This window comes from Vreelandella sp. ssv, from assembly GCF_059448525.1.
Genome location: NZ_CM182545.1, coordinates 14,036 through 35,902, shown reverse-complemented (window position 1 = coordinate 35,902; position 21,867 = coordinate 14,036). Strand labels below are relative to the sequence as shown.

The following is a 21,867-nucleotide window of genomic DNA, read 5'->3' as shown; positions in this document are numbered from 1 at the left end:
CTATAGGTGGCAACGATGTCTAAGCCATTGATTCATTGGATTTTATGTTTGCTATACGGGCTTTTCTACTCTTTTGCATACGCCAATGAAATACCTAAAATGCCCAGCGTAACTTTCTACTACGGCAACGACCCTCCTGTTGAACTGCTCTCCCAGTTTGACTGGATCGTCGTTGAAGCCGCAAATGTGGATCCCACAGAGCAACGCTTGCTTGAACAGCATGGTGGGCAATCCTTCGCTTACGTTAGCGTTGGTGAATTGGATGCCTGGCGTGACGCCAATACTTCCTTACCCAGCACGGCTCTGGTCGCCAGAAACGCTGCGTGGGATAGCCAAGTTGCTGATTTAACGCACCCTGCTTGGCGTTCATTTCTCATTGAAGAGCAGGTTCGCCCACTATGGAATGCGGGCTACCGTGGAATGTTTCTGGACACCTTGGACAGTTACCGCTTATTCGCCCCAGACGGCGTGGAAGCTGAACGCCAACAAGCGGCGCTAATCGAGATCATTAATGAGTTAAGGGAGCAATTTCCAGGCATCCAACTACTGCTGAACCGTGGTTTTGAGATACTGGATAGAGTTCATGGCGACATCATAGGCGTTGCAGCGGAGTCTCTCTACCAAGGCTGGAACCCTTCCACCAATGTGTTTGGCGCCGTACCGGACGATGATCAAACCTGGCTTTATCAACAACTTGCTCAGGTGCGTGATCATTACCGCCTACCGGCTATCGCGATCGACTACGTGCCCGCCAATAACCGCGCACTCGCCAGAGAGACCGCAAAGCGAATCCACGCTGAAGGATTTATTCCTTGGGTGAGCGTGCCGCAGCTGGATCAAATGGGTGTGGGGCTGATTGAGCCCATGCCTCGCCGGGTATTGATTCTCTTTGATAAAGCTAAAACAGAAGCGGAGGAGCTAGCGTACACCAGTTCACATCGCTACCTAGCTATGCCACTGGAGTATTTTGGCTATGGGGCCGAGTATTTGGATGTTAATGGTCCTTTACCCAGCGACTTGCTGCATGGCCGCTATGCAGGGGTTGTCACTTGGTTTAATGAACCCCTCACCAACGCGCCCCATTACAGCGCTTGGCTGCAGCGACAAATGGAGCATGGCCTGCGGGCGGCCATCGTAGGGCTTCCGGGCATTCCTCTATCTGGCGCATTAGGCAATTTAATGGGGCTGCGTGAAGTGTACGGCGTTAGCGCTCAAGGGCTAACGGTGGCTGGCCACGATGACGTCGCGAACTTTGAAGGCCTTCCACAGCCACTGCCCGAGCCACAAACCAGCTATGAGCTCATTGGCAATGGGCTGACCGCCCACCTTTCATTACGCGACCAAAATGGTCGGCAGCTTTCACCCATTGTGACAGGGCCATGGGGTGGATTAGCCAGCTACCCATGGGTCTTTCAAGAAGCCAACGAATACCAGATACGTTGGAACCTCGACCCCTTCGCTTTTTTGCAGCGTGCTTTGGCGCTACCTGACATGCCCACTCCCGATGCCACAACGGAGAATGGCGCCCGCTATTGGATAACCCAGATCGACGGCGATGCCTTTGCCAGCCGTGCGGATCTTCCTGGCACCCCATTTACTGGCGAACTGATACTTTCCGATATTTTAAAGCGTTACCAAGTGCCTACCACAGTATCCATCATTGAGGGTGAGATAGGCCCCGAAGGCCTCTATCCACAGTATCGCTCTGTACTTGAGCCGCTAGCACAGAGAATTTTCGCGCTCCCATGGGTAGAGGTAGCTACTCATACGTTTAGCCATCCCTTTGAGTGGGAAAGCCTCCATGAAAACGACTTGGCTGGCCAGGGCGAAACCCTAGCCAAATTCAATTACAACATGCCTATTCCCAACTACCGTTTTTCGCTGCGCCGGGAAATTGAAGGTTCGACTAATTATATTAATCGGAACTTGGCTCCCCCTGACAAGCCCGTAAAGGTAGTGCTCTGGACAGGCAATGCGCTACCTCCCGAGCAGGCCTTGGCGATTGCTGACGAACTGGGGCTGCGCAACTTGAATGGAGGCGATACCAGCGTTACCTATAGCAATCCCACCATGACACGCGTGTCCCCCATGCTGCGTCCCCTGGGACGCTACCTTCAAGTGTACGCGCCGCAAATTAACGAGAACGTCTATACCAACTATATGCTGGGCCCACTGTGGGGATACCGTCGAGTCATTGAAACCTATCAAATTACCGATCAACCACGACGCTTAAAGCCCATTGATATTTATTACCATTTTTATTCGGCCGCAAGCCCAGGCGCACTGCGTGCCTTGCATCAGGTATATGAATATGTATTAACCCAAGAGACGCTGCCGCTTTATGCCAGCGACTGGAGCGATGTAGCCACGCAGTGGTACCAAACCGGTATTGCGCGACATCTGGATGGCGGTTGGATGGTTAAAGGGGCGGATCACATGCGCACTCTGCGTCTTCCCGCTTCCCTGGGTTGGCCAGACCTGCAGCGCTCTAGCAATGTTGCTGGCGTGCGTGAGATTACCTCTGGCCGCTATGTCGCCCTCTCTGGGGAGAGCAATGCCACGCTATACCTCACCCCTAACATGCCTCAAACACCCTATTTGCGCTACGCCAATGGGCGCATTACAGAGTGGCAAAGACACTCGCCCCATCACCTAAGCTTCAGCCTTGCCGCCGAGCAAGTGCCATTAAAGGTAGAGCTTGCCGCCACTCAAGGATGCCGAGTAACAGCAGATGGGCGTCTGGAGCAGCGTGATAACAGCACTATTCTGACCTTTGGACGTGCTCGTGCTGAGCGCATTGAGGTGAACTGTGCTACACGCTAAGCCAAACACCGGGGCTAAAAAAGTCGCCGCGGCGCGCCCACGGCGACTACTTCGCCCCACCACGTTGCGGCTGATTGCGCTCGTCATTGCCCTCACGCTAGTGCTGCTATTTCCTGCCCACCACCTGCTCAACCTGGAAAACAGTGACAGCCTACCCAGTCGTATTTCGATTCTTTACTCCCAGGCGCTGTTAAATGCTAACCCTGGCAACACTGAGCTACGCCTCAGCCTGGCCAGAAAGCTCTACCAAGTGGGTGAGTTTGAACTGGCAAAAGCGACCCTCGAACCACTACAAGACTCGCAAGATGTGACCATTCAGTGGCTACGGCTTAGCATTGAGTGGCAGTTACTCGCGGCGATAACGTATGAGCAACCGGAACGCCCGCAAGCGGTACAGCAGTTTCAGGCACAACTGCTGGCTTTCCAGACAAATGCTTCCCTTCCCATAGCGTATTTAGAGGAGATGGCCTCTTATTGGCTGGCCATTGAGCAGCCTCATCAAGCTGCTGCACTTTATGAACGACTTGGGGCGCAAGATGATATAGAACGCCAATACTATTGGCTCTCCCTGGCGGGCTACTGGTGGTTGAGGGCGGGTTACCCAGAGCGCTCGGCAGCAGCCTGGCATCGCGCCTATCAAGTAGCGGAAAGACCTATTGTCACACTGGGCTGGCTTAACTGGTTAATTAGCCCCGCGCAGGCGCAGCCAGCGGATACCTCACCTGAATCTCCTCGGCGAGCAGCCGCAATAGAGGCGCTGCGCTCAGCTCAGCAGAGCGAGCAGCCCGATGGTATTAACTACGCCCAGGAATACATTACTGTTTTTCCAAACGACCCGGAGCTACTCGACCTGGGCATCCGTTTAGCCCTTGCCCATGATCAGCCACAGCAAGCGCTAGAGTGGTCGCAGCAACGGATAGAGTTACAGCCAGAGATCCCGGTTTTGGAACGCCATGTCACCATCGCATTGGGGCTCAACGAATTACAAAGTGCCCTTAACGCGATCACCCAGTTGCGCCAGCTTAACCCTGAAGAAACCATATACTTAGAGCAACTGGCCCAAACCCAGCAATGGGCAGGCGATACGGCTGGTGCTATGCACAATGCCGAAGAGCTCGCACTTCAAACAGGCGAAGAGCGCCATAATCGCTGGGTGGTGACCTTGGCGCTGAGTGTTCGTGACCGCGATGTGGCCGTTCAAGCCCTTTCCCGCCTAGCGCGCAATAACCACATCACACTGGAAGACCGCCGCTTATGGGCTGATTTGCTTGAACAACTAGGCGAGCCCGATGCCGCCATTGCCCTTATTCAATCCTGGCAAGCGGCGGGCATTCGCGATGAAGCATTAAGCGTTCGGCTCGCCACATGGCTGGAGCAAACCGGACGCTTGGATGAAGCAGGTGAAAGCTGGGCAGCTCTACGCGCGCAGTACGGTACACGACCTGAGTTTATTCAGGCACAAAGTGAGCTATTAACGCAAAACTGGCAGCTGGAGAGCGCCCTAACAGTATTGGCAAGTGCCGCCCCGCCTAGTGATAACCCCAACACGAATTACTGGCAGCAGCGGGCCGGGTTGGCATGGCAGTTAGGTGATGGCGCTGAAAGCTTGGCAGCCTACCTAGCCCTGTTTGAGCAGGGCGCCTTGGATGCCGACGGTGCCGCTCGCTTAATCCAGACCGCAGGGGATAACAGTGACCTTGATCTTGCCATGCGGGTATCCCAGCAACGCTGGACTCAGGAGCGTGATGGAGATGCGTTGATTCAAATGCTCTATCTGGCCCAGCGAGAACGCCAAAGCGCGCTAACGCCAACGCTATTAGCGATGGCAGACCAAGCACCCGAGCAGTTTGCACAATCGCCGGATTACTGGGGGGCAGTTGCTCAACAAGCGCTGCTTCGGCGTTCGCCTGATGAGGCCATCAATGCCGCTCAACACGCGCTTGAACTATCTCCTAACGATCCAAGCCTACGGGCGGGCATGCTCTACACCCTAGCCGCCGCAGGCGACGAAGCCACCCTGCGCCAGCGCCTTAACGAGTGGCAGTCTCAGGCCGCGCATACCCCGGTCATGATGGGCGCCATGGCCGAAGGGCACCGCTATCTGGGTGAACTAAGCAAAACACTGGTGTGGTACGCCTTAGCCAGCGATGCAGGCACACTAAATGCTTGGCAACAGCTTGATTACGCCGATGCGCTTAGCCAAAGCGGCCAAGAAGCCCTCGCCTTTAAACGTCGTGTCGCCGCCCTGGAAGCGCTTGCCCCGGGTCTTATCAAAGACCTAGAAGCCCCACTCAGCACTGAGCAGCGCCGGGATCATACCCAGGCCATGTCGCTGGTCGTCCAGCGATATGGGCCAGACAGCGTAAGCGGCTGGTACGACCACGTGGTCACCAAGGCCTTTGAAAACACTGCCCCCCAGGCAAGCGACAGCGAGTGGTTATTTGATGCGCAGATGACCATGCACCGACCGCTCCATGCCCGTTATTTACTGCTCCGCGCCCAAGCTCAGGGGCATATCAGCCCCCCTTGGCAAACGCTCGCCGTTGCGTTGGAAAAAAACGATCGCGATACGCTCAAACTGCTGCTTGATAGCGATATGGGGCGCGCCCTCTCCCTCACCGATCAATTGGCGATTATGCGCCAGCTAGATCGTCGGCAAGACGCCCAAGCACTCGCCGAGACACTCAACCACGCAGGCCAAGACCAGCGTCTAGACATGGTGGAAATGGCCAATGAGATGCCGCACCGGCTGGCTACCGCCGTATCTTACCGGCGTCTGGGTAAACTGCATATCGACTCCCAGGAAGCCCTGTACCAAGTCAGTGGTGAGCGCTTATGGAGCGAGCTTGTGCTGGTGCAACGCCAGTTGGAGATTCCCTCTAGCCGGGTAGACAGTGAAAGCCTCACCGAAGAGCGCGGCGCGGAACTCACCCTGGGCTGGAACGGCACACGCCTCGATACCATCCTCACCGTCGGCCAGGTGCAAACAGATAGCGTGGATCGGACGTATGGACGCGCGGCCCAGCGTTGGCAGGCTACGTCACGCTTGGCAGGCACGCTCTATGGCGAGATTAGCCAAACCTCGGACATCAATGACCGTATGCGTCTACTCGCGGTGGAAGACCGCATCGGTGCCCAGCTGGAGTGGACGCCAACGGCACGTGACACCGTTACCCTGGATGCTAGCCACGTGAACCTGCGTAACCGCGAATCGCGTAACAGCCTGGGTGATGGCTATCGGGTAGAGGCCGCACTACATCATGCGCTGTTAAAGGGTGCCACCCGTCAGCTAGAGGTGAGCCTGCTGGCGAATCACGCCGACTACACGTTAGACGATGACTTACCGGGCGATATTCGTCAGCGGCTGCCAACAGACTTTCAGCCTGATGATCTGCTGACCGATCAATCAAGCTTTGTCGGCATGGGCGTCACCCTGCGCCGCGGCGATCCTTATAGCACAACGCCCTTTGTTGCCTCCCCCACTCTTGAATTAGGGCTGGAGGCTGGCTACCAGCTGCCGGATAACGACATCGGCCTTAATGCACGCTTTGCGGTAGGCAGTCGCCTGTTTGGTAACGACTCTTTAAGCCTGCGCTTGGAGGCAGATCAAGGGTCGGGAAGTGATGGCGATACCAATCTCGGCGTTTCACTCACCTATCAATACTTCCTAGGGCACTAGCCATGTCTCAGATAACTCAACAGCGATGCCATTTCCTCAACCACTGCTTGCAGCGCCGTATTGGCGCCCCTGGAGATACCGCTATGTGCACTTATCTATCACGCCACCTGTTATGGCTTGCGCTGCTTAGCATAGCCTTGGGCACAGCGCTAAGCGGCTGCGCGGTTACGGACGTGCATCGCACAGAACCGCTTGATCGCCAAGTCACCTGGGCACTGATACCCCTTGCTAACCATTCTGAAACGCCCTTGGCAGGACAAAAGGCCGAAGCAAGCCTAATCACGCTGCTTCACCAGCAGGGCATCCGCTCGCTAGCCCAAGCCCCCAGGAACGCGCCCATGGGTTTACTAGAGCTACCCAACGACCAAGACTACCAAGCTGCTCTTAGCTGGGCACAGCAGCAGGGTATCCGTTATGGCGTTACCGGCTCGGTAGATGAGTGGCAATACAAAGCGGGGCTGGATGGTGAACCTGCCATCGGCATCAGCTTGCGGGTGGTCGACGTTAATAGCGGCAACATTCTGTGGAGCGCCAGCGGGGCACGCACCGGCTGGGGGTTTAGCACCACTAGCGGCGTGGCACAAAAATTAATGTCTGATCTAGTCGATACTCTGCCCTTGCAGTAGTGAGGTCATCATGGCCATGCATATAGACGAACTCCAGCCTGCCCTACCACCCCGCTGGCTGCGCCTGCTTGAAGCACTGATCATCACCCTGGCGCTACCGGTGATTGGTTGGCTGATCAATCCCAAAGACCCGCTACTGTTGGGCAGTGGTCTTACCTGGCTGTTAGCCATTGCCCCTTTATTGGTTGGCATGCGCCATGGCTTCGCGATGGGGTTCAGCAGCGCGCTGTTAAGCGTCGCCATAATGGGCTTGGAGAGCTGGTGGTACCACGCCAGCCTCCTCAATGACCGCGCTCAGCGGCTTCCCATTGCTATCGCTCTGATATTGGTGGGTATGGTGGCAGGAGAAATGGCGGATGTGTGGCGGCGGCGGCTACAGCAAATGGCGGTTATCCATCGTGCGCAGTCAACCCGTTTAGAAGAGTTTGTGCGCCACTACCATCTACTGCGCGTCTCCCATGACCAATTGGCAGAGCGTTTGGCCGCTACCCCCTTCACTCTGCGAGATGCGCTTAAAGCCCTTGAGGAGAAGTTTCAGTCTCTCGTCCCTAGCCAAGATCCTTTGACGCATCATGGGAGTGAGCTGCTCAATTTTTTGGCGCTTCACGCGCGCATACAGCAAGCGGTGCTAGTGCCGGTGGACCACCTCCACCGTTTAAACCCTCAAGCAGCGACTTGGTTTAGTGGCGAAACATCGCTTGACTGGAACGACCCTATGCTGCGTGCATGCCTTGAGCAGCGCCGGATGATCTGCCTTAGAAGTGCCATGGAGCAAGGCATCAATATTGATAATGCACCGCTACTGGCCGTCGTACCACTGATTGATGTAGAAGAGCGCATCTACGCAGTGGTCGCCGTTACCGCCATGCCGTTTATTGATTTTCATCGCGGTCATTTGCACCTGCTTGCCGTACTGGGTGCTCAATTAGGCGATATGCTGCACCACGCCCAGCAAAAGCTTCAGGAGGGTAGCTACGACCGCCACGCAGTGGTTGCTCAATGGGTGCGCCACGCTCGGGAGTACCAACTGACCTCGCTATTAGTAACCATCGACTTCTCCTCCCAGCTCAGCCATGCACAGGTTCAGCCTCTTATTGACACCGTGGTCAACCAGCAGCGAGGCCTTGACCGCAGCTGGGTTGTCACCCACGAGGGCCGCCCGCAGCGACTTTACGTCCTGCTACCGCTAACGCAGCAACGTACATTTGCCATTTATGCCGAACGCTTACAGGAAATTTTCGCCTCAGAACCCGGCTTGGGAGAACACTGCCAGTTCATCTCCATTACTTACCAAGTGATCGATGGTCGCCTTTCGGCTAGAAAACTGTTGCCGCACCATGCTAATCAAGAGGTGTCCTATGCCCACCTCTAAAGCTGTCGAACCTGCGCGGTTTGCCTTTCTCAGTAGCATCCCATGGTTGGCCGCAGGGGTTGGCTTCGAAGGATGGGTTGCCTACCGTTGGGTAGTCGACTTTAACCTCCCGACACTTTTTCAGCTTGCCATGCACGGCGTGGGCAGTCTGCTTTTAGCCGAAGGGTTGCGGTTAACATTACCGACTCACTACCAGCGGCCAGTCTTTGGTATTGTGCTGCTGTTTTTCCTACTGCTGTTGCTGTTTCCAGGCATCGCCTTGCTAGGCTTGTTGCTGGCCGTGGTTCCCGCGCTCTATTTTCCTGCTCCTCAACATACGGCCCACTGGCAGGCACTGGCATTACCGCCCCTCCCTTACCAACCGCTACCCCCTCCCAGAGCTGACTCGACGGCGATGCGCGAAGGTCTCACCAGCGTGCTGAGCTATTCCGGCAGCCCCGTTCAGCGCCAGGAAGCGATCTTGGCCTGCCGTCATTTACCGCCCCGTCAGGCCATTGGGCTGCTGCGTTTGGGGCTGGCCGATCCTAAGGATGACGTTCGCTTGCTGGCCTACTCCATGCTCAGTAGCATCGAGCGTGATTTGGACGAACGCATCCAGCGGCTGTCCCATTCGCGCAAACAGCATAGCGACCCCTTCGGCCACCATGCTGAAGCACTTGCCATGCTGAACTGGGAGTATGACTACCTAAAACTCGCCCAGGGCAGCACTGCACATTTCTATTTAACCCAAGCACTTTATTACATTGAACAAGCGATCAGCAGCACCAACTCTGCCCACCGACAGCTACTGCGTAGCCGCATATGCTTGGCTTTGATGGATATTGCGGGCGCTGAAGCGGCTTTTTTGCAGTGTGAAGCCTTGGGGTTGGATAACGATGACCTTGTCCCCTACCGGGCTGAGCTAGCGTTTCAATCTCACCGTTTCAGTGCACTGCGCGAACAGCTTTTAAAGCTTAGTCCTTCCGCTCAACAGCACCCTGTGCTGTACCCCGTGATGGAGTATTGGCGATGACCTGGCCCGTTCTTGGTAAACGTGATGCCCCCGCAGATGTGATTTTGCTGCTGGAAGGCACTTACCCCATGGTTCGTGGTGGGGTGAGCTCCTGGGTGGATCAATTGATTCGAGGGCTGCCTCAACTACGGTTTGCGCTGGTCTTTATTGGCGGGCGTCCCGACCACTACGGGGACATTCTGTTTGAGCGGCCAACTAACGTGGTGCATTTAGAGTGCCACTATTTAACGGATGAACTGCCTAGCCTACATGCCATAAAAGCACGCAAAGGCAACCCAAGCACGTTCAATACCGTGTATGAACTGCATGAAACACTGCGCAATCCAGCGCTTCAAGACCAAAGCCGACTGCTTTGTGACGTGGCCAAAATGATTGGTCAGCGAGGTGGCTTAAGTCAGGAGGATTTTTTACATAGTCAGGCAGCTTGGCAGCATATTGTTGATCACTACCTCGAACATGTTACCGAACCTTCATTTATCGACTACTTCTGGTCGGTGCGCAATATTCACGCACCGCTATTTCTGCTGGCGCGTATAGCCAATGGTTTACCGAGAGGCCGCTGTCTGCATACGATCTCGACGGGTTACGCCGGTTTTTTAGGCGCGTTAGCACACCATATTTACCAACGGCCGCTGTTGATTACCGAACACGGTATCTATACCAAAGAGCGACAAATAGATCTGCTGGAAGCGAAGTGGATCAAAAGCACTACCGATGCACTCTCCCATGGCTTTCAAATCGATACCGGTTATATTCGCCAAATGTGGATCCGCTTCTTCCAAGGCCTTGGGCGAATGACCTATGCCAGCGCTGCCCAAATCACCACGTTACACGAAGGTAATCGCCTACGGCAGCTGCAGGACGGGGCACCCGAATCCCGTACGCGCATTATCCCCAACGGTATCCGTATTGAGCGCTTCGCCCCTTTACGCAGTGCAACGGCAAACAACCAGCAACCAATTGTGGCGCTGCTTGGCCGCGTCACTCCCATTAAGGATATCAAGACATTTATTCGCGCAATGCGCCAACTCACCAGCCAGCTCCCCGACGCTCAGGGGTGGATTGTAGGGCCGGATAGCGAAGACCCCGACTACGCCCAGGAGTGCCGCGATTTAGTGGCTCAGTTGGGCTTAGAAAAGAGTGTTCATTTTCTGGGTTTTCAACGTACTGAAGAGATACTCGCCCAGGTGCGCCTTGTGGTATTGACCTCCATCAGTGAGGCGCAGCCGCTAGTCGTGTTGGAAGCCATGGCAGCGGGCATTCCAGTGGTATGCAGTGACGTGGGAGCGTGTCGCGAGCTCGTCATCGGCGACCCGGCACACCAACAGTCGGCAGGGCACATCGTTCCCATTGCCAGTCCCATGGCTACTGCCCACGCCATGCAGTCATTGCTAACTCAGCCGACCGCTTGGCAGAACGCGCGTGCAGCGGGCATTGCCCGGGTAGAAGCCGAGTACACCGAAGCGTTAATGATGGCGCGTTACCAACAGCTTTATGAAGAAGTGATTGACCCGCACTCCGCTCCGCAAAATGCCAGGGCTGCTCACCTCTTTTCAGCGCTCAGTATGCGCTAGCGACTCGCGATAGGAGTCTACAGATGGCTGGTATTGGTTTTGAACTACGCCGCTTACTTCGTCAGGACAGTTACGTTAGCCTGATACGCGCCTATGGGTACGCAGGCTTGATCAGCTCTGGGCCCTGGGTGCTTTCGATCCTGGCCGTTATGGCCCTGGGTGTGCTCTCTGCCGCGGCCAGCCCTGGGAACAGCACTCATATAACGGCGTTTTTGGTCTCAGTTACATGGCTAGTCGCAAGTTCGCTGCTACTCACCTCGCTGGTACAGCTTTTGTTTACCCGCTTTGTCGCTGACCGGCTGTTTGAGAAGCGCAATAGCGCCATTCTACCCAACTTATTTGGGCTGCTAACACTGGTTATAGTCGCCGCATCCAGCATCGGTGGCGCTCTGCTATGGCTCACCTTTGCAGGCACACCCTGGCTCTATCAGCTCGAAATGTTACTGAGTTTTGTGGTGCTTAGCTTAATCTGGTGTATCACGGTGTTTGTGGCGGGGACAAAAGCGTACCGCCAGGTACTCTTGGCCTTTGCCTGTGGTTACGGCACCACCTTTGTGGCGGGCTTGCTGCTTAAAGACTACGGTCTGGTAGGTTTGTTAGGTGGCTTTGTCATTGGTCAAAGTTTATTACTCTTTACCCTGCTGACGATGGTGATACGCTACTACCCAAGCGATCGTTTATGGGCCTTTGATCTTCACCGCGCCGGGCAGTGCCAATACTCGTTAATAGCCATTGGGCTGCTTTATCAGCTGGGTATTTGGGCTGATAAGCTGGCTTTTTGGTTCAACCCTGCCACTTCAGAATCGATTATTGGTCCATTGCGTGCATCGCCTATCTACGATTTACCAATCTTTTTAGCTTACCTGTCCATCGTGCCGGGCATGGCGGTCTTTATTATGCGCATGGAGACAAACTTTGCCGAAAGCTGCCACGCTTATTACCAAGCCGTTCGGGGTGGAGATACGCTTTTACATATCGAAGAGCTGCGCGGTGAAATGGTGGCCAGCGTAAGGCATGGTATTTACGATATCTTTAAAGTGCAGGGAATAACCGTGGTTGCTTTATTGCTCAGTGGCCCAGCGCTGTTTACCTGGCTAGGTTTTTCACACTGGTATTTACCTCTTTTTAATATCGATATTGTTGCAGTAGGTATTCAAGTACTGTTTATGGCCATACTCAACGTGCTGTTTTATTTAAACCGGCTTAAACCCGCGCTGTGGCTTTGCTTTTTATTCTTATTAGCTAATTTAATGTTGACCCTGCTTAGCCAGTTGTTAGGGCCAGTATTCTATGGCTACGGCTATGCCGTTTCACTGCTCTTCGTTTCCCTCGTGGGGTTGGCGGTACTGGATCACGAGTTTGAACAGCTCACCTTCCAGACCTTTATGTTGCAGCCTAGCAGATAGTGAGTAGTACTTACGCTTAACCAGTTTTCTGCGAGAGAAGCTTTTCAAGCCCATCAAGGGTACGCGACAAGGCTCCTCGGTGGGTCTGAACCGTTTTCCAGCCAGCGTGCCCTGCTCGCTGGGCGCGCTTTGAGTCGGCAAGGTAGCCTGCTAAGGCGTCCGCCAACGCTTCAGGGCTATCGACCAAGGTTAGTGCACCAGCGCTTTGCAGGGGCTCGACCACATCGGCAAAATTTTCCATATAAGGACCGCTAAGCACCGGCCTGCCCAGGGCAGCTGGTTCCAGCACATTGTGCCCGCCCAGGGGCACTAAACTGCCTCCCACAAAAGCCACACTACCCGCTGCATATAGCATCGCTAGTTCACCCAGTGTATCCCCTAGGTAAACCTGGGTTTGCGCCGTTACGGGCTGTTGCTGACTGCGACGACTGAGTGTCCAGCCTTCTGTTAAGCAAAGCTTAGCGACATCATCAAAGCGCTGAGGATGCCGGGGGACCAACACTAACAACGCATCAGGGTATTTTTGTAGCAATTGGCGATGGGCTTTAAGCAACAGCGCCTCTTCGCCTTCCCGGGTGGAGCCCGCCACCCAAACCGGACGACGCTCTCCCCGCTTTTGAAGTAAGCGCTCACCCTCTTCCCGCGCCTTATCTTGACTAACCATTTCAAATTTCAGCGAGCCGACTGAGCAGGTGATATCCGTGCTGCAGCCGAGCGTATTAAAGCGTTCGGCGTCTGCCGGTGATTTGGCGGCTAGCCAGCTAATCTCGGCCAGCGTGCTGGCCATTAGTGGCCGCAAACGTTGGTAACGCTTAAAGGCGCGGGGTGATAGGCGACCATTGACTACCGCCACTGGAACGCAGTGCTGGCGGCAGGCGTGGATCAAGTTAGGCCACAGTTCGGTTTCAAACAGGATCGCGAGTTCGGGTTGAACGGTGCGCACAAAACGTTTAGCGACGTCAGGAAAGTCCAATGGCAGAAAGCGGTGGGCAAGCCTTGCTTGATCGGCGGGGGGTTGCTCGCTAATGAGCGCTTGGGACTGCTGAGCACCCGTCGCAGTCATGGTGGTGAGCAGCAGGCTATGGGATGGATAACGCGCTAATAAGCCCTCAATCAGCGGTCGAGCAGCGCGCACTTCTCCCACCGAGGCGCAGTGCAGCCAAATACGTGGCGCGTTAGGCAGCGGCTTAAGGCGTAACCCCAGCCGCTGAAGGCGGGAGTAAGTGGGTACTTGCTCACGCCATATGCGCCAGCCAATCAGCGGTGAGAGCGCATACAGTGCCGCTGAGTAGGCTAGACGAGACCAAACAGGTGACGCCATCAGAGGTTTCTTAGCGCTCACGATCTAGAATCGAACTAATCATCGCCGAGGTCGACACGCCATCTTCAAAGCCCAGTATTATAACATCGCCTCCATTGGCGATAACGGCCGCACCACCCGCGATATCTTCTGGCCGGTAGTCGCCGCCTTTGACCAAAATATCGGGTAGTACCGCTTCGATCAGCGCCTGAGGGGTGTCATCGCTAAATGGCACTACCCAATCGACGGCGCCTAACCCCGCCAACACCTGCATGCGCCGATTAAGCGGATTAATCGGCCGCTTAGGCCCTTTTAGGCGACCAATAGAAGCGTCGTCGTTAACCGCGATGATTAAACGGTCGCCCAGACGTTTAGCCTGCTCCAAGTAAGCCACGTGGCCCGCATGCAGAATATCAAAGCAGCCGTTGGTCATGACTACCCGCTCACCGCGCAGCTGGGCGGCCCTGACAGCTTCTATCAGCACAGCAGGCTCAATGACCCCAAACTCGGCTAATCTATCGCCGTGTAGCGCGGTGTAGAGCTCGGCAATGGAAAGCGTGGCCGTTCCCGGCTTGGCCACTACCAGCCCTGCCCCCAAATTAGCCAGCATCATGGCTTCGGGAAAGGCGTGACCCGCGGCTAGCGCTAGCCCCATTAAACCAATAACGGTATCGCCCGCCCCTGTCACATCGAAAACTTCCTGTGCCCGGGTAGGTAAGTGAAGCGGCGGGTGCCCTTCGCGAATCAGGGTCATGCCCTTTTCACTACGGGTAATCAGCAGTGCCTCTAGCGCCAACTCAGCGCGAAGCGCTTCGCCTCGGCGGGATAGCTCAGCATCGGTCGCGCAATGTCCAACCACCGCTTCAAATTCAGTCAGGTTGGGCGTGATTAAACTTGCCCCACGGTATTTGCTGAAATCCTGTCCTTTCGGATCGATCAACACCCGTTTGCCCTGGGCTCTTGCGTTAGCTATCAGGTTCTCTACTTGGTTCAGCGTGCCTTTGCCATAGTCGGAAAGAATCACTACGTCGCATTCTGGGAGCGCCTTTTGGACCTGAGTCACCAGTTCACTGGTATCGACACTGTCCAAGCGCTGCTCGAAATCCAGGCGCAACAATTGCTGGTTACGACTCATCACACGCAGCTTAGTAATCGTTGGTATATCAGCGCTACGCTGAAAGTAAGTACTCACACCAGAGGCAGCCAAACTGGCTTGCAGAATCTGCGCGTTCTCATCGTCTCCGATCACGCCTGCCAGCACTGCATGACCGCCTAGGGAGTTAATGTTCAGCGCCACATTGGCCGCACCACCTGGGCGATCTTCAACATCTTCTACCCGGACCACTGGCACAGGCGCTTCGGGGGAAATCCGCGAGGTACCGCCATGCCAATAGCGATCAAGCATGACATCGCCGACCACCAGTACACGGGCATGTTCTAAGGCGGTTAAATCAATCTTCATCGGTGCTCCCTGCGCTGGCAGTCAAAGCAGTATGCGCCAGCAGTGAATCCAGTTTAGCGATAACGTCGTCCGCTTTAATCAGCATCATGGCGCTGGGGTGTCGCACCCGCTGGCCCCAGCTAACCTCGTCTACCGACTTATGCAGATAAGTACGTACCGCTTCAGGGTAAGCATTGACCGCAAAATCTCGCCACAAATAGGGCGCGGCACGCTGGGGATTGGTCGATGCATAAAGGCCTAATGCTGGTGTTCCCATGGCATTGGCCATATGGATAGGGCCGGTATCCGGCGCTATCACCGCTTGGGCATGATCGATCAGCGCTAAAACCCCTTTCAGTGAGGTCCCACCAATGGCGTTAATCACACTGGCTGGCTGGCAGAGCGCTTCGATTTGATCGCCGATTTCACGCTCCAGGGCACTGCCGCCACCGGTCAATACGCTTTTAAGACCGTGCTGCACCCAGGCGTGTTCAATCACGCTCGCGTAACCCTCTACCGACCAATTACGAAAATTTCGCAGGCGTACGTTGCTGCACGGGTTAATGACGAGGTAAGGCGCCTCACCACTGATGACCTGTGCTTCATTACGTGCCGTATCGGGTAGAGCTAAATTCCACTCTAGGCGGTCATCCTTTATCCCGAGCACCCTTGCGAAGTCCATAAATGACTCCAACACATGGGCATTGGGATGTGGTGCGAGCTGACGCTGGGTGAACCAGTGCTGAGCATCTTTGGCACGCGCTTTGTCATAACCCACGCGTACATCTGCCTTCAGCCCTAACGACAGCACGCTGGCACGAATGGCCTGCTGCATATGCAGCAGTACATCGAAGCGCGTATCGGCGAGCTGCCGCCACAACGCGCGCATCCCGGCAAGACCGGTCGACTTGTCGTAAACAACGAACTCGACCCCGGAAAGCCCCGCCAGTAGACTGTGCTCCCCCTTACCAATAATCCAGGTAATGCGCGCATTGGGCCACTGGCGCTGCAACGCCCGCACCGTGGGCACGAGATTGCATACGTCTCCTAGGGCGGAGAGGCGCAAAATGGCAATGTGGTTAGGCTGAACAGGCAGAGAGGGCTTCATGCGCTTAGCGGCACTCCGGCAGAGAAATTGGCTGATATTACATGATGTGGACAGTTTATGTGACGTGCAGGGAACACACCAAATTGATCCAGACTTATTCACTCTCGATTACTGGCGTGAGCGAGGATTAATTGTGGGCGAAGCGCCAGGTCGAGGCAGTAGTCTGTTTTTACAGGCAACGTCGACCGAGCAGTGGGTGTTAAGGCCCTATCGCCGGGGTGGGATGGCAGCCAAACTCAGTGAAAAGCGCTACCTATGGACTGGCGCTGAGCGCACCCGGGCGTTTCGTGAACTGCGCTTAACCGCCACGCTTTTTGAGCAAGGGCTGCCGGTACCCCGCCCCGTAGCAAGCTGTGTAACGCATCATGGGCTTACGTATGAAGCCGCGTTGATTACCGTGCGCATTGCCGGCGCCAAAGCACTCGCTGAACTATTGATCAATGACCAGGCCGATGAAGCGCTATTGCACCGCGTAGGCGTTATGATTCGCCGCTTTCATCAAGTGGGGCTTGATCATGTTGACCTGAATGCCCGCAACATCCTGGTCGACCCAGGTGGCGAGCCTTGGCTGATTGACCTTGATCGCTGTCGGCTTCGTGCGGCAGGAAAGTGGCAGGCAGCGAACCTCGATAGATTAGAACGCTCCATTAAGAAATTCACTAGCTCGCCATCAATATCAGCTATTAATCTAGGATATTTTAGCTAAAGCTAAAATTATTCGCATTGTTTATTTTATTTACCTTAGCTGCTGAGTTGCCCTGTTTTCTCAAAATATTTTTGCATTACTAACAAGCCGATAAGGTGCTCTTGCTTTTGATTTAAAAAAGGCTTCACATAATTATTAGCATTTTCAATAATTTTTTCTGCTTCATCTGGATGCTGTTGGTAATAAATTAATTTTTCTTCTAAGTCTGAATAATCGTCAGCAATTTCAATATAATGAAAGCCTGGTATAAGGGAGCCCTCCATAAACCATGTTTCATATTTAGGCTTAGTCATAAAACATAATGAGTTAGAGGCCATAATCCATTTTAAATTTGTTGCAACATCATTGCCTTCAATGCTCAATACAAACTTATACTTTAACTGTTCATTGACGCTCATATAGGGGCGCGCCCAAGGCTTTCCCTGAGCTTTTTCACGACTGTCTCCCACGTTACACAAAGGGTGATGGTAATATTGTTTAACAAAGGCTTTTCGATGTGACTGATGACAAGCACCACGCCACACTAACTGATCGTATTTCTCATCAAAATTCAGCGTGTCGTCCACGAAGAAGTAATGTCGTACTCGATTTAGCTTTAGTAGCACTGACTGTCTGTTATCTGGACGAATGGGGCGACTTTTTACAAATGTAGGCTCTTCGGGTATTGTACGAATATCACCCGGCAAGAAATGGAATTTTAAAGATTTCTCAAAACGCGACAAATAGCGTTTCATATCAATATAGTAAGACCAACTTTTTTGTTTTGAAAAGCCGCCTATCTCTAATGCTTGATTATTTAGCTCGAAAGGCTCAGAAAGCTGATTATAGTAATTTACACGGCTTTCAATATAAGACTTTTCGCTTCCTGACGGCAACTTATCAAAAGCAGCGAGATATTTTTTTCGTTCGAAGAAATAATACTTTCTGGGCAAGCCTATTGCAAAGGCACCTTTACTATAAAACAAAAATTTATGGTAGTTAGCTTTCAAACGTTCGATCAAGGTCATAAAACTACGTCCGTAGTATTATTAATAAGCGTTATGTAGTGAAATATAATAACAAATAAGCATCCATCATCGCATCAGGAGAAAATCTTTCTAATTGATCAAGAGCGTTATATGCCAGCATATTTCGCAATTGATAATCTTTTATTAATGACTCAAGACCTTCAATTAGCTTTTCAGAATTATTAGGTGGTACTAAAAAGCCTGTTTGTCCATGCTTTACAATATCAGGAATTCCCCCAACATCACTGGCAATGATAGGAACTTTAGCATTCATTACATCGAGTAGTACTGAGCCCAACCCTTCATTCCGTGAAGGGAAGGCAAAAAGGTCTAGCGCTGGCAGGTAGTCACCAATGTTGGGCTTAAAACCCATCCAAAGAACATTACTTAATGAACCGCTCTCCTGACGTAGAATTTGCTCGTCCTCGCCTCTTCCAAAAAATACAAATAATATTTCTGGCCGCGTAACCTGAAATTGGCGAGCTGCCTCTAGTAGCACTCGCTGTCCCTTATGGCGATCCACCAGGGCACCAACATGACCTACGATAAAACGGTTGGGATAACGAGCACGCAGATCCTCTGCGATAGTTGGATTAGGTGAAACTGGCGTGAAGGCGCTAGGAATAATGGGAATTTTTTGCGAAGTTAACATGCTGATTTCATTCGAGATGGCACTTGATATAGCGACGCAGTAATGGGCATTACGATAAAATAATTTATTACTTAATTTACGCTTAATAGGGGTGTCGACGCGGCGAGTAATTATATAGGGCGTTTGGAACAGCTTGCTATGTAGCCATGCCCAGTGAACGGCTTTTGCCTCATGTGCATGCACGACATCGCCTTTACCTGCATGCCAATGCCCCGCTAATTGATGTCTAGCGTTAGCAAATTCCAACCCCGGAGTGCCTGCTAACTCATCACGTAATGGGGACGTCGGCTGGCAGACCAGCGTCTGGCGCTTTATGTCATCCTTCTTGGCCAATGCTTGTATCAATAGGAAAGTCTGACGCTCTCCCCCTCGGAATCCTTTAGCCAGATTGACATGAATGATGTGCAAAAACGCCTCACTGAGGATACGGTGACTGTAAAATGGGTATAATAGCACTCGCTAACCACTTTCTAACAGGATCGAAACATTTATGCCCGCTGGCGTTAGCATTGTTATCATCACTCGAAATGCCGCCTCAACGTTACAAAATACGCTGGATGCAGTGCAGTCTTTTGAAAACGTAGTGATTTACGATAACGGCTCTAGCGACGATACCCTCCGCATTGCCGCGAGTTATCCGAACGTTTCACTGCATCAAGGTGATTTTCTTGGCTTCGGGCCCACCAAGCGTCACGCTGTTTCACTAGCCAAGTATGACTGGATATTCTCCATCGATGCTGACGAAGCACCTTCTCCAGAACTCATTCGATCAATCACAACATGGGTTAGCGACGCATCACTTAGCGACTTAGGGGAAATATTGCGTGAGAACTGGATGATGGGTCAGCCAGTCCACTACTCCGGTTGGGGAAATGACTGGCTAATACGCCTCTTCAATCGCCGCTGTCATAATTTCAACAATGCCATGGTGCACGAAGCGATCTCATTGAGCAGTATTAGCCGAGTACAACGCTTATCGGGTACTATTAAGCATACTGCTGTAACAGACTTGTCTCAGTTTCTAGAAAAAATTAATCGTTACTCAACCATTCGCGCTGAATCTGGAAAACTGAAAGGTTATTCAGTGCCGGGCATTTTTTTCAAAGCCGTTTTCGCCTTTCTACGCACCTATTTTTTACAGCAAGGTTGGCGCGATGGCTGGAGAGGGCTAGTAATAGCAGTGTCGAATTCCAATGGTGTATTTTGGAAATATATGAAAAACTTTTTGATGACCAAAAATTAAATTTTAAAGACTTATAACAGCAGGCTCTATCATGGAAGACATGCCGACGGCAGTTATTGCCATCCGCAATTTAAACAAAACAACTGGCGCGGCAAGAATTGCTCTGCAACAAATTCCCATTTTAAAAAATATGGGATATCGCGTTACCGTTATATGTGAAAGAGCTAATGGGAAAATAATTGCTTCCTATGGTGCGGATTTGAAAATTATTAAAAAAATCCCATTGAGCAACTACATAAGACGACTATGGTTTAGCCGGCGTGCCAATGCATGGTGCCAGCATAAAAAACCTTCACTTATTATTAGTCATGGTGATATGGAAAATGCAGATATAATCTTTATGCATAACTGCGTTGACTTGGCACAAGAAATAATTTACCCAAACTCTGTTCAACAGCAAAAAAGTGTATCAAGAATACATAGTAGAGTTCTTAGTAAAAATAACTATCAGTGTGTTGTTGCTAACTCTCAATTAATGGCAAATGATTTATCCAATCGTTACGCCATTCCTGCTCAAAAAATAAACGTATTTTACCCTGGTTTTGACCAACAACAGTTTAACGACTCTAAAAAAGCAGTATTTAGACAGAAGAAACGAGATGAGCTTGGCATTAAAGAGGAAGAAAAACTAATCGGTTTAATTACCTCGGGTGATTTCAAAAAAAGAAACTTGGATTTATTTATTGAAATTGCGGGGCATTTAGCAAAAAAAACCAACATTGTATATCGCTTTTTAGTTATAGGGCAGGGAGAGATAGAAACCTATAAAGAAAAAACAGTACGACTAGGTGTCGACCAGTATTTTATATGGCAAAAAACGGTTCATGACGTTGAGCAATACTATGCTGCTTTAGACCTCTTTGTTTTACCTGCGCATATTGAAGAGTTTGGCTGTGTTATATTAGAAGCAATGGCATGTTCTACGTTAACGCTGGTATCAGAACGTGTTGGTGCTGGAGAGCTTCTTAAGGGCGAGTTAAAAGATTTAATAGTAAAGGGTTATCATTCAGATCAGTGGGCACAAAAAATTGAGAGCCTAATGCTTAAAGACAATGTGCCTATAAGCAAACTGCTAGTCGAGACGGCCAGCCATTACACCTATGAGTATCAATATCAAGCGCTGCAATTTTTAATTTCAGAGCTCCTCAAACAAAATATCAAGGATGATATATGTACATTTCATTCAGAGAAATCAGAAAACAAATAAAAAATAGTGAAAAAATAATTTTAAACGATGACAACATTTTATCTTATGGGTCAAATCGAATTTGTTATTTAGATGAATCCAACCCGGCGAAACTTATAAAAATCGCTCGGCACCCAGAAAGGTGGAAAAAAGATCATCGCCAAAGCTTTTCAGAGTGGTACGTATCAAAAGCTGTTATCGCTGCGAATACTGATTGCGGTATTAGTCTCTGTGAAAGTTGGGTGAGAACGAATAAAGGACCTGGTTTAGTTGTCGAAAGAATTGTTGATGACAATGGCCAATCCATTACTTTACGCAAGCTTTTATTTAAAAGAGAGCTTACCGTTGAGCTTGCTTTATTAGTAGTGGAAAAAATCATTTATAACCTTTCTATTTCTGGCGTTCCGGCATCTGACTTTAACATAGATAATTTCGTCATTGAGGGTGAGCACGCGAATAATAAACTGGTTATGATTGATGGTTTTTCTCCTAAAAAAATCAATTTGAAAACACGTTTACTTTTACACAGCAAAGTACTTTCAAATTTTTATACAAAGCGAAAATGGCATCAAACGAAATCAAGATTTATCTATTGTGCACAAAAAGTTTATGCTGGTGATTATCATTTTGCCGCAGCCATACCCCTTAGTGATGCCTCAAACGGAACGTCAGGCATCAAATAGTGACTCTCTAAAATTAGTTAATGAAATGAATTTGTCAGATAATGTAGGT

At 51.8% G+C, this 21,867-nt stretch carries 16 protein-coding genes; 11 read left to right on the top strand and 5 right to left on the bottom strand.

Translation table 11 applies throughout. The annotated features are described in order from the left end of the window. Positions 1–99 precede the first annotated feature (99 nt). Genes AC5TBW_RS00130 through pelG form a run of 7 tightly spaced genes read left to right on the top strand, consistent with a single transcriptional unit; the run spans position 100 to position 12,492 of the window. The gene (locus tag AC5TBW_RS00130; RefSeq protein WP_495510186.1) at positions 100–2,823 is read left to right on the top strand and encodes a bifunctional glycoside hydrolase/polysaccharide deacetylase family protein; all 2,724 of its coding nucleotides are present in this window, start codon (positions 100–102) and stop codon (positions 2,821–2,823) included. Then, complete coding sequence (locus AC5TBW_RS00125) at positions 2,810–6,502, top strand: tetratricopeptide repeat protein (RefSeq protein ID WP_495510185.1); 3,693 nt, start codon at positions 2,810–2,812, stop codon at positions 6,500–6,502. The genes AC5TBW_RS00130 and AC5TBW_RS00125 overlap by 14 nt, the downstream gene beginning before the upstream one ends. A gap of 2 nt (positions 6,503–6,504) precedes the next feature. Beyond that, a complete protein-coding gene (locus tag AC5TBW_RS00120; protein WP_495510184.1) occupies positions 6,505–7,128 on the top strand; it encodes a hypothetical protein in 624 nt (207 codons plus the stop codon). A gap of 10 nt (positions 7,129–7,138) precedes the next feature. Beyond that, positions 7,139–8,500, top strand: coding sequence for a PelD GGDEF domain-containing protein (locus AC5TBW_RS00115; RefSeq protein WP_495510183.1), 1,362 nt, complete (start codon positions 7,139–7,141; stop codon positions 8,498–8,500). Then, positions 8,487–9,512, top strand: coding sequence for a hypothetical protein (locus tag AC5TBW_RS00110; RefSeq protein ID WP_495510182.1), 1,026 nt, complete (start codon positions 8,487–8,489; stop codon positions 9,510–9,512). The genes AC5TBW_RS00115 and AC5TBW_RS00110 overlap by 14 nt, the downstream gene beginning before the upstream one ends. Continuing rightward, positions 9,509–11,086 carry a GT4 family glycosyltransferase PelF gene (pelF, locus tag AC5TBW_RS00105; RefSeq protein WP_495510181.1) on the top strand — a complete coding sequence of 526 codons (1,578 nt, stop codon included), beginning with the start codon at positions 9,509–9,511 and terminating at the stop codon, positions 11,084–11,086. Before AC5TBW_RS00110 ends, pelF begins: the two co-directional genes overlap by 4 nt. 23 nt (positions 11,087–11,109) lie before the next feature. Next, positions 11,110–12,492: an exopolysaccharide Pel transporter PelG gene (pelG, locus tag AC5TBW_RS00100; protein WP_495510180.1), complete on the top strand. Its 1,383-nt coding sequence runs from the start codon at positions 11,110–11,112 to the stop codon at positions 12,490–12,492. Between the two features lie 16 nt (positions 12,493–12,508). Here the strand turns inward: pelG and waaA are convergent, their stop codons facing one another. From waaA to AC5TBW_RS00085, 3 genes are read right to left on the bottom strand one after another with little or no spacing between them, the layout of a single operon-like run. Beyond that, positions 12,509–13,813 carry a lipid IV(A) 3-deoxy-D-manno-octulosonic acid transferase gene (waaA, locus tag AC5TBW_RS00095; RefSeq protein WP_495510179.1) on the bottom strand — a complete coding sequence of 435 codons (1,305 nt, stop codon included), beginning with the start codon at positions 13,811–13,813 and terminating at the stop codon, positions 12,509–12,511. Positions 13,814–13,823: 10 nt separating this feature from the next. Further along, entirely contained in the window at positions 13,824–15,254 is a 1,431-nt protein-coding gene (gene hldE / locus AC5TBW_RS00090) for a bifunctional D-glycero-beta-D-manno-heptose-7-phosphate kinase/D-glycero-beta-D-manno-heptose 1-phosphate adenylyltransferase HldE (RefSeq protein ID WP_495510178.1), read from the bottom strand. Then, complete coding sequence (locus AC5TBW_RS00085) at positions 15,244–16,341, bottom strand: glycosyltransferase family 9 protein (RefSeq protein WP_495510177.1); 1,098 nt, start codon at positions 16,339–16,341, stop codon at positions 15,244–15,246. The genes hldE and AC5TBW_RS00085 overlap by 11 nt, the downstream gene beginning before the upstream one ends. Between AC5TBW_RS00085 and AC5TBW_RS00080 the strand changes: the two genes are divergently transcribed. Beyond that, on the top strand, positions 16,340–17,047 hold the full coding sequence (locus AC5TBW_RS00080; protein WP_495510176.1) for a 3-deoxy-D-manno-octulosonic acid kinase: 708 nt from the start codon (positions 16,340–16,342) through the stop codon (positions 17,045–17,047). The two genes, AC5TBW_RS00085 and AC5TBW_RS00080, sit on opposite strands and share 2 nt — an antisense overlap. A gap of 35 nt (positions 17,048–17,082) precedes the next feature. On the opposite strand, the gene AC5TBW_RS00075 is transcribed toward AC5TBW_RS00080, so the two are convergent. Next, a complete protein-coding gene (locus AC5TBW_RS00075) occupies positions 17,083–18,054 on the bottom strand; it encodes a glycosyl transferase family 90 (protein WP_495510175.1) in 972 nt (323 codons plus the stop codon). A gap of 31 nt (positions 18,055–18,085) precedes the next feature. Further along, complete coding sequence (locus AC5TBW_RS00070) at positions 18,086–19,114, bottom strand: glycosyltransferase family 4 protein (RefSeq protein ID WP_495510174.1); 1,029 nt, start codon at positions 19,112–19,114, stop codon at positions 18,086–18,088. Between the two features lie 82 nt (positions 19,115–19,196). Between AC5TBW_RS00070 and AC5TBW_RS00065 the strand changes: the two genes are divergently transcribed. From AC5TBW_RS00065 to AC5TBW_RS00055, 3 genes are read left to right on the top strand one after another with little or no spacing between them, the layout of a single operon-like run. Then, positions 19,197–19,949 carry a glycosyltransferase family 2 protein gene (locus AC5TBW_RS00065; RefSeq protein WP_495510173.1) on the top strand — a complete coding sequence of 251 codons (753 nt, stop codon included), beginning with the start codon at positions 19,197–19,199 and terminating at the stop codon, positions 19,947–19,949. A gap of 31 nt (positions 19,950–19,980) precedes the next feature. Further along, complete coding sequence (locus AC5TBW_RS00060) at positions 19,981–21,156, top strand: glycosyltransferase family 4 protein (RefSeq protein WP_495510172.1); 1,176 nt, start codon at positions 19,981–19,983, stop codon at positions 21,154–21,156. Next, positions 21,120–21,818: a YrbL family protein gene (locus AC5TBW_RS00055; RefSeq protein WP_495510171.1), complete on the top strand. Its 699-nt coding sequence runs from the start codon at positions 21,120–21,122 to the stop codon at positions 21,816–21,818. The genes AC5TBW_RS00060 and AC5TBW_RS00055 overlap by 37 nt, the downstream gene beginning before the upstream one ends. Positions 21,819–21,867 lie beyond the last annotated feature (49 nt).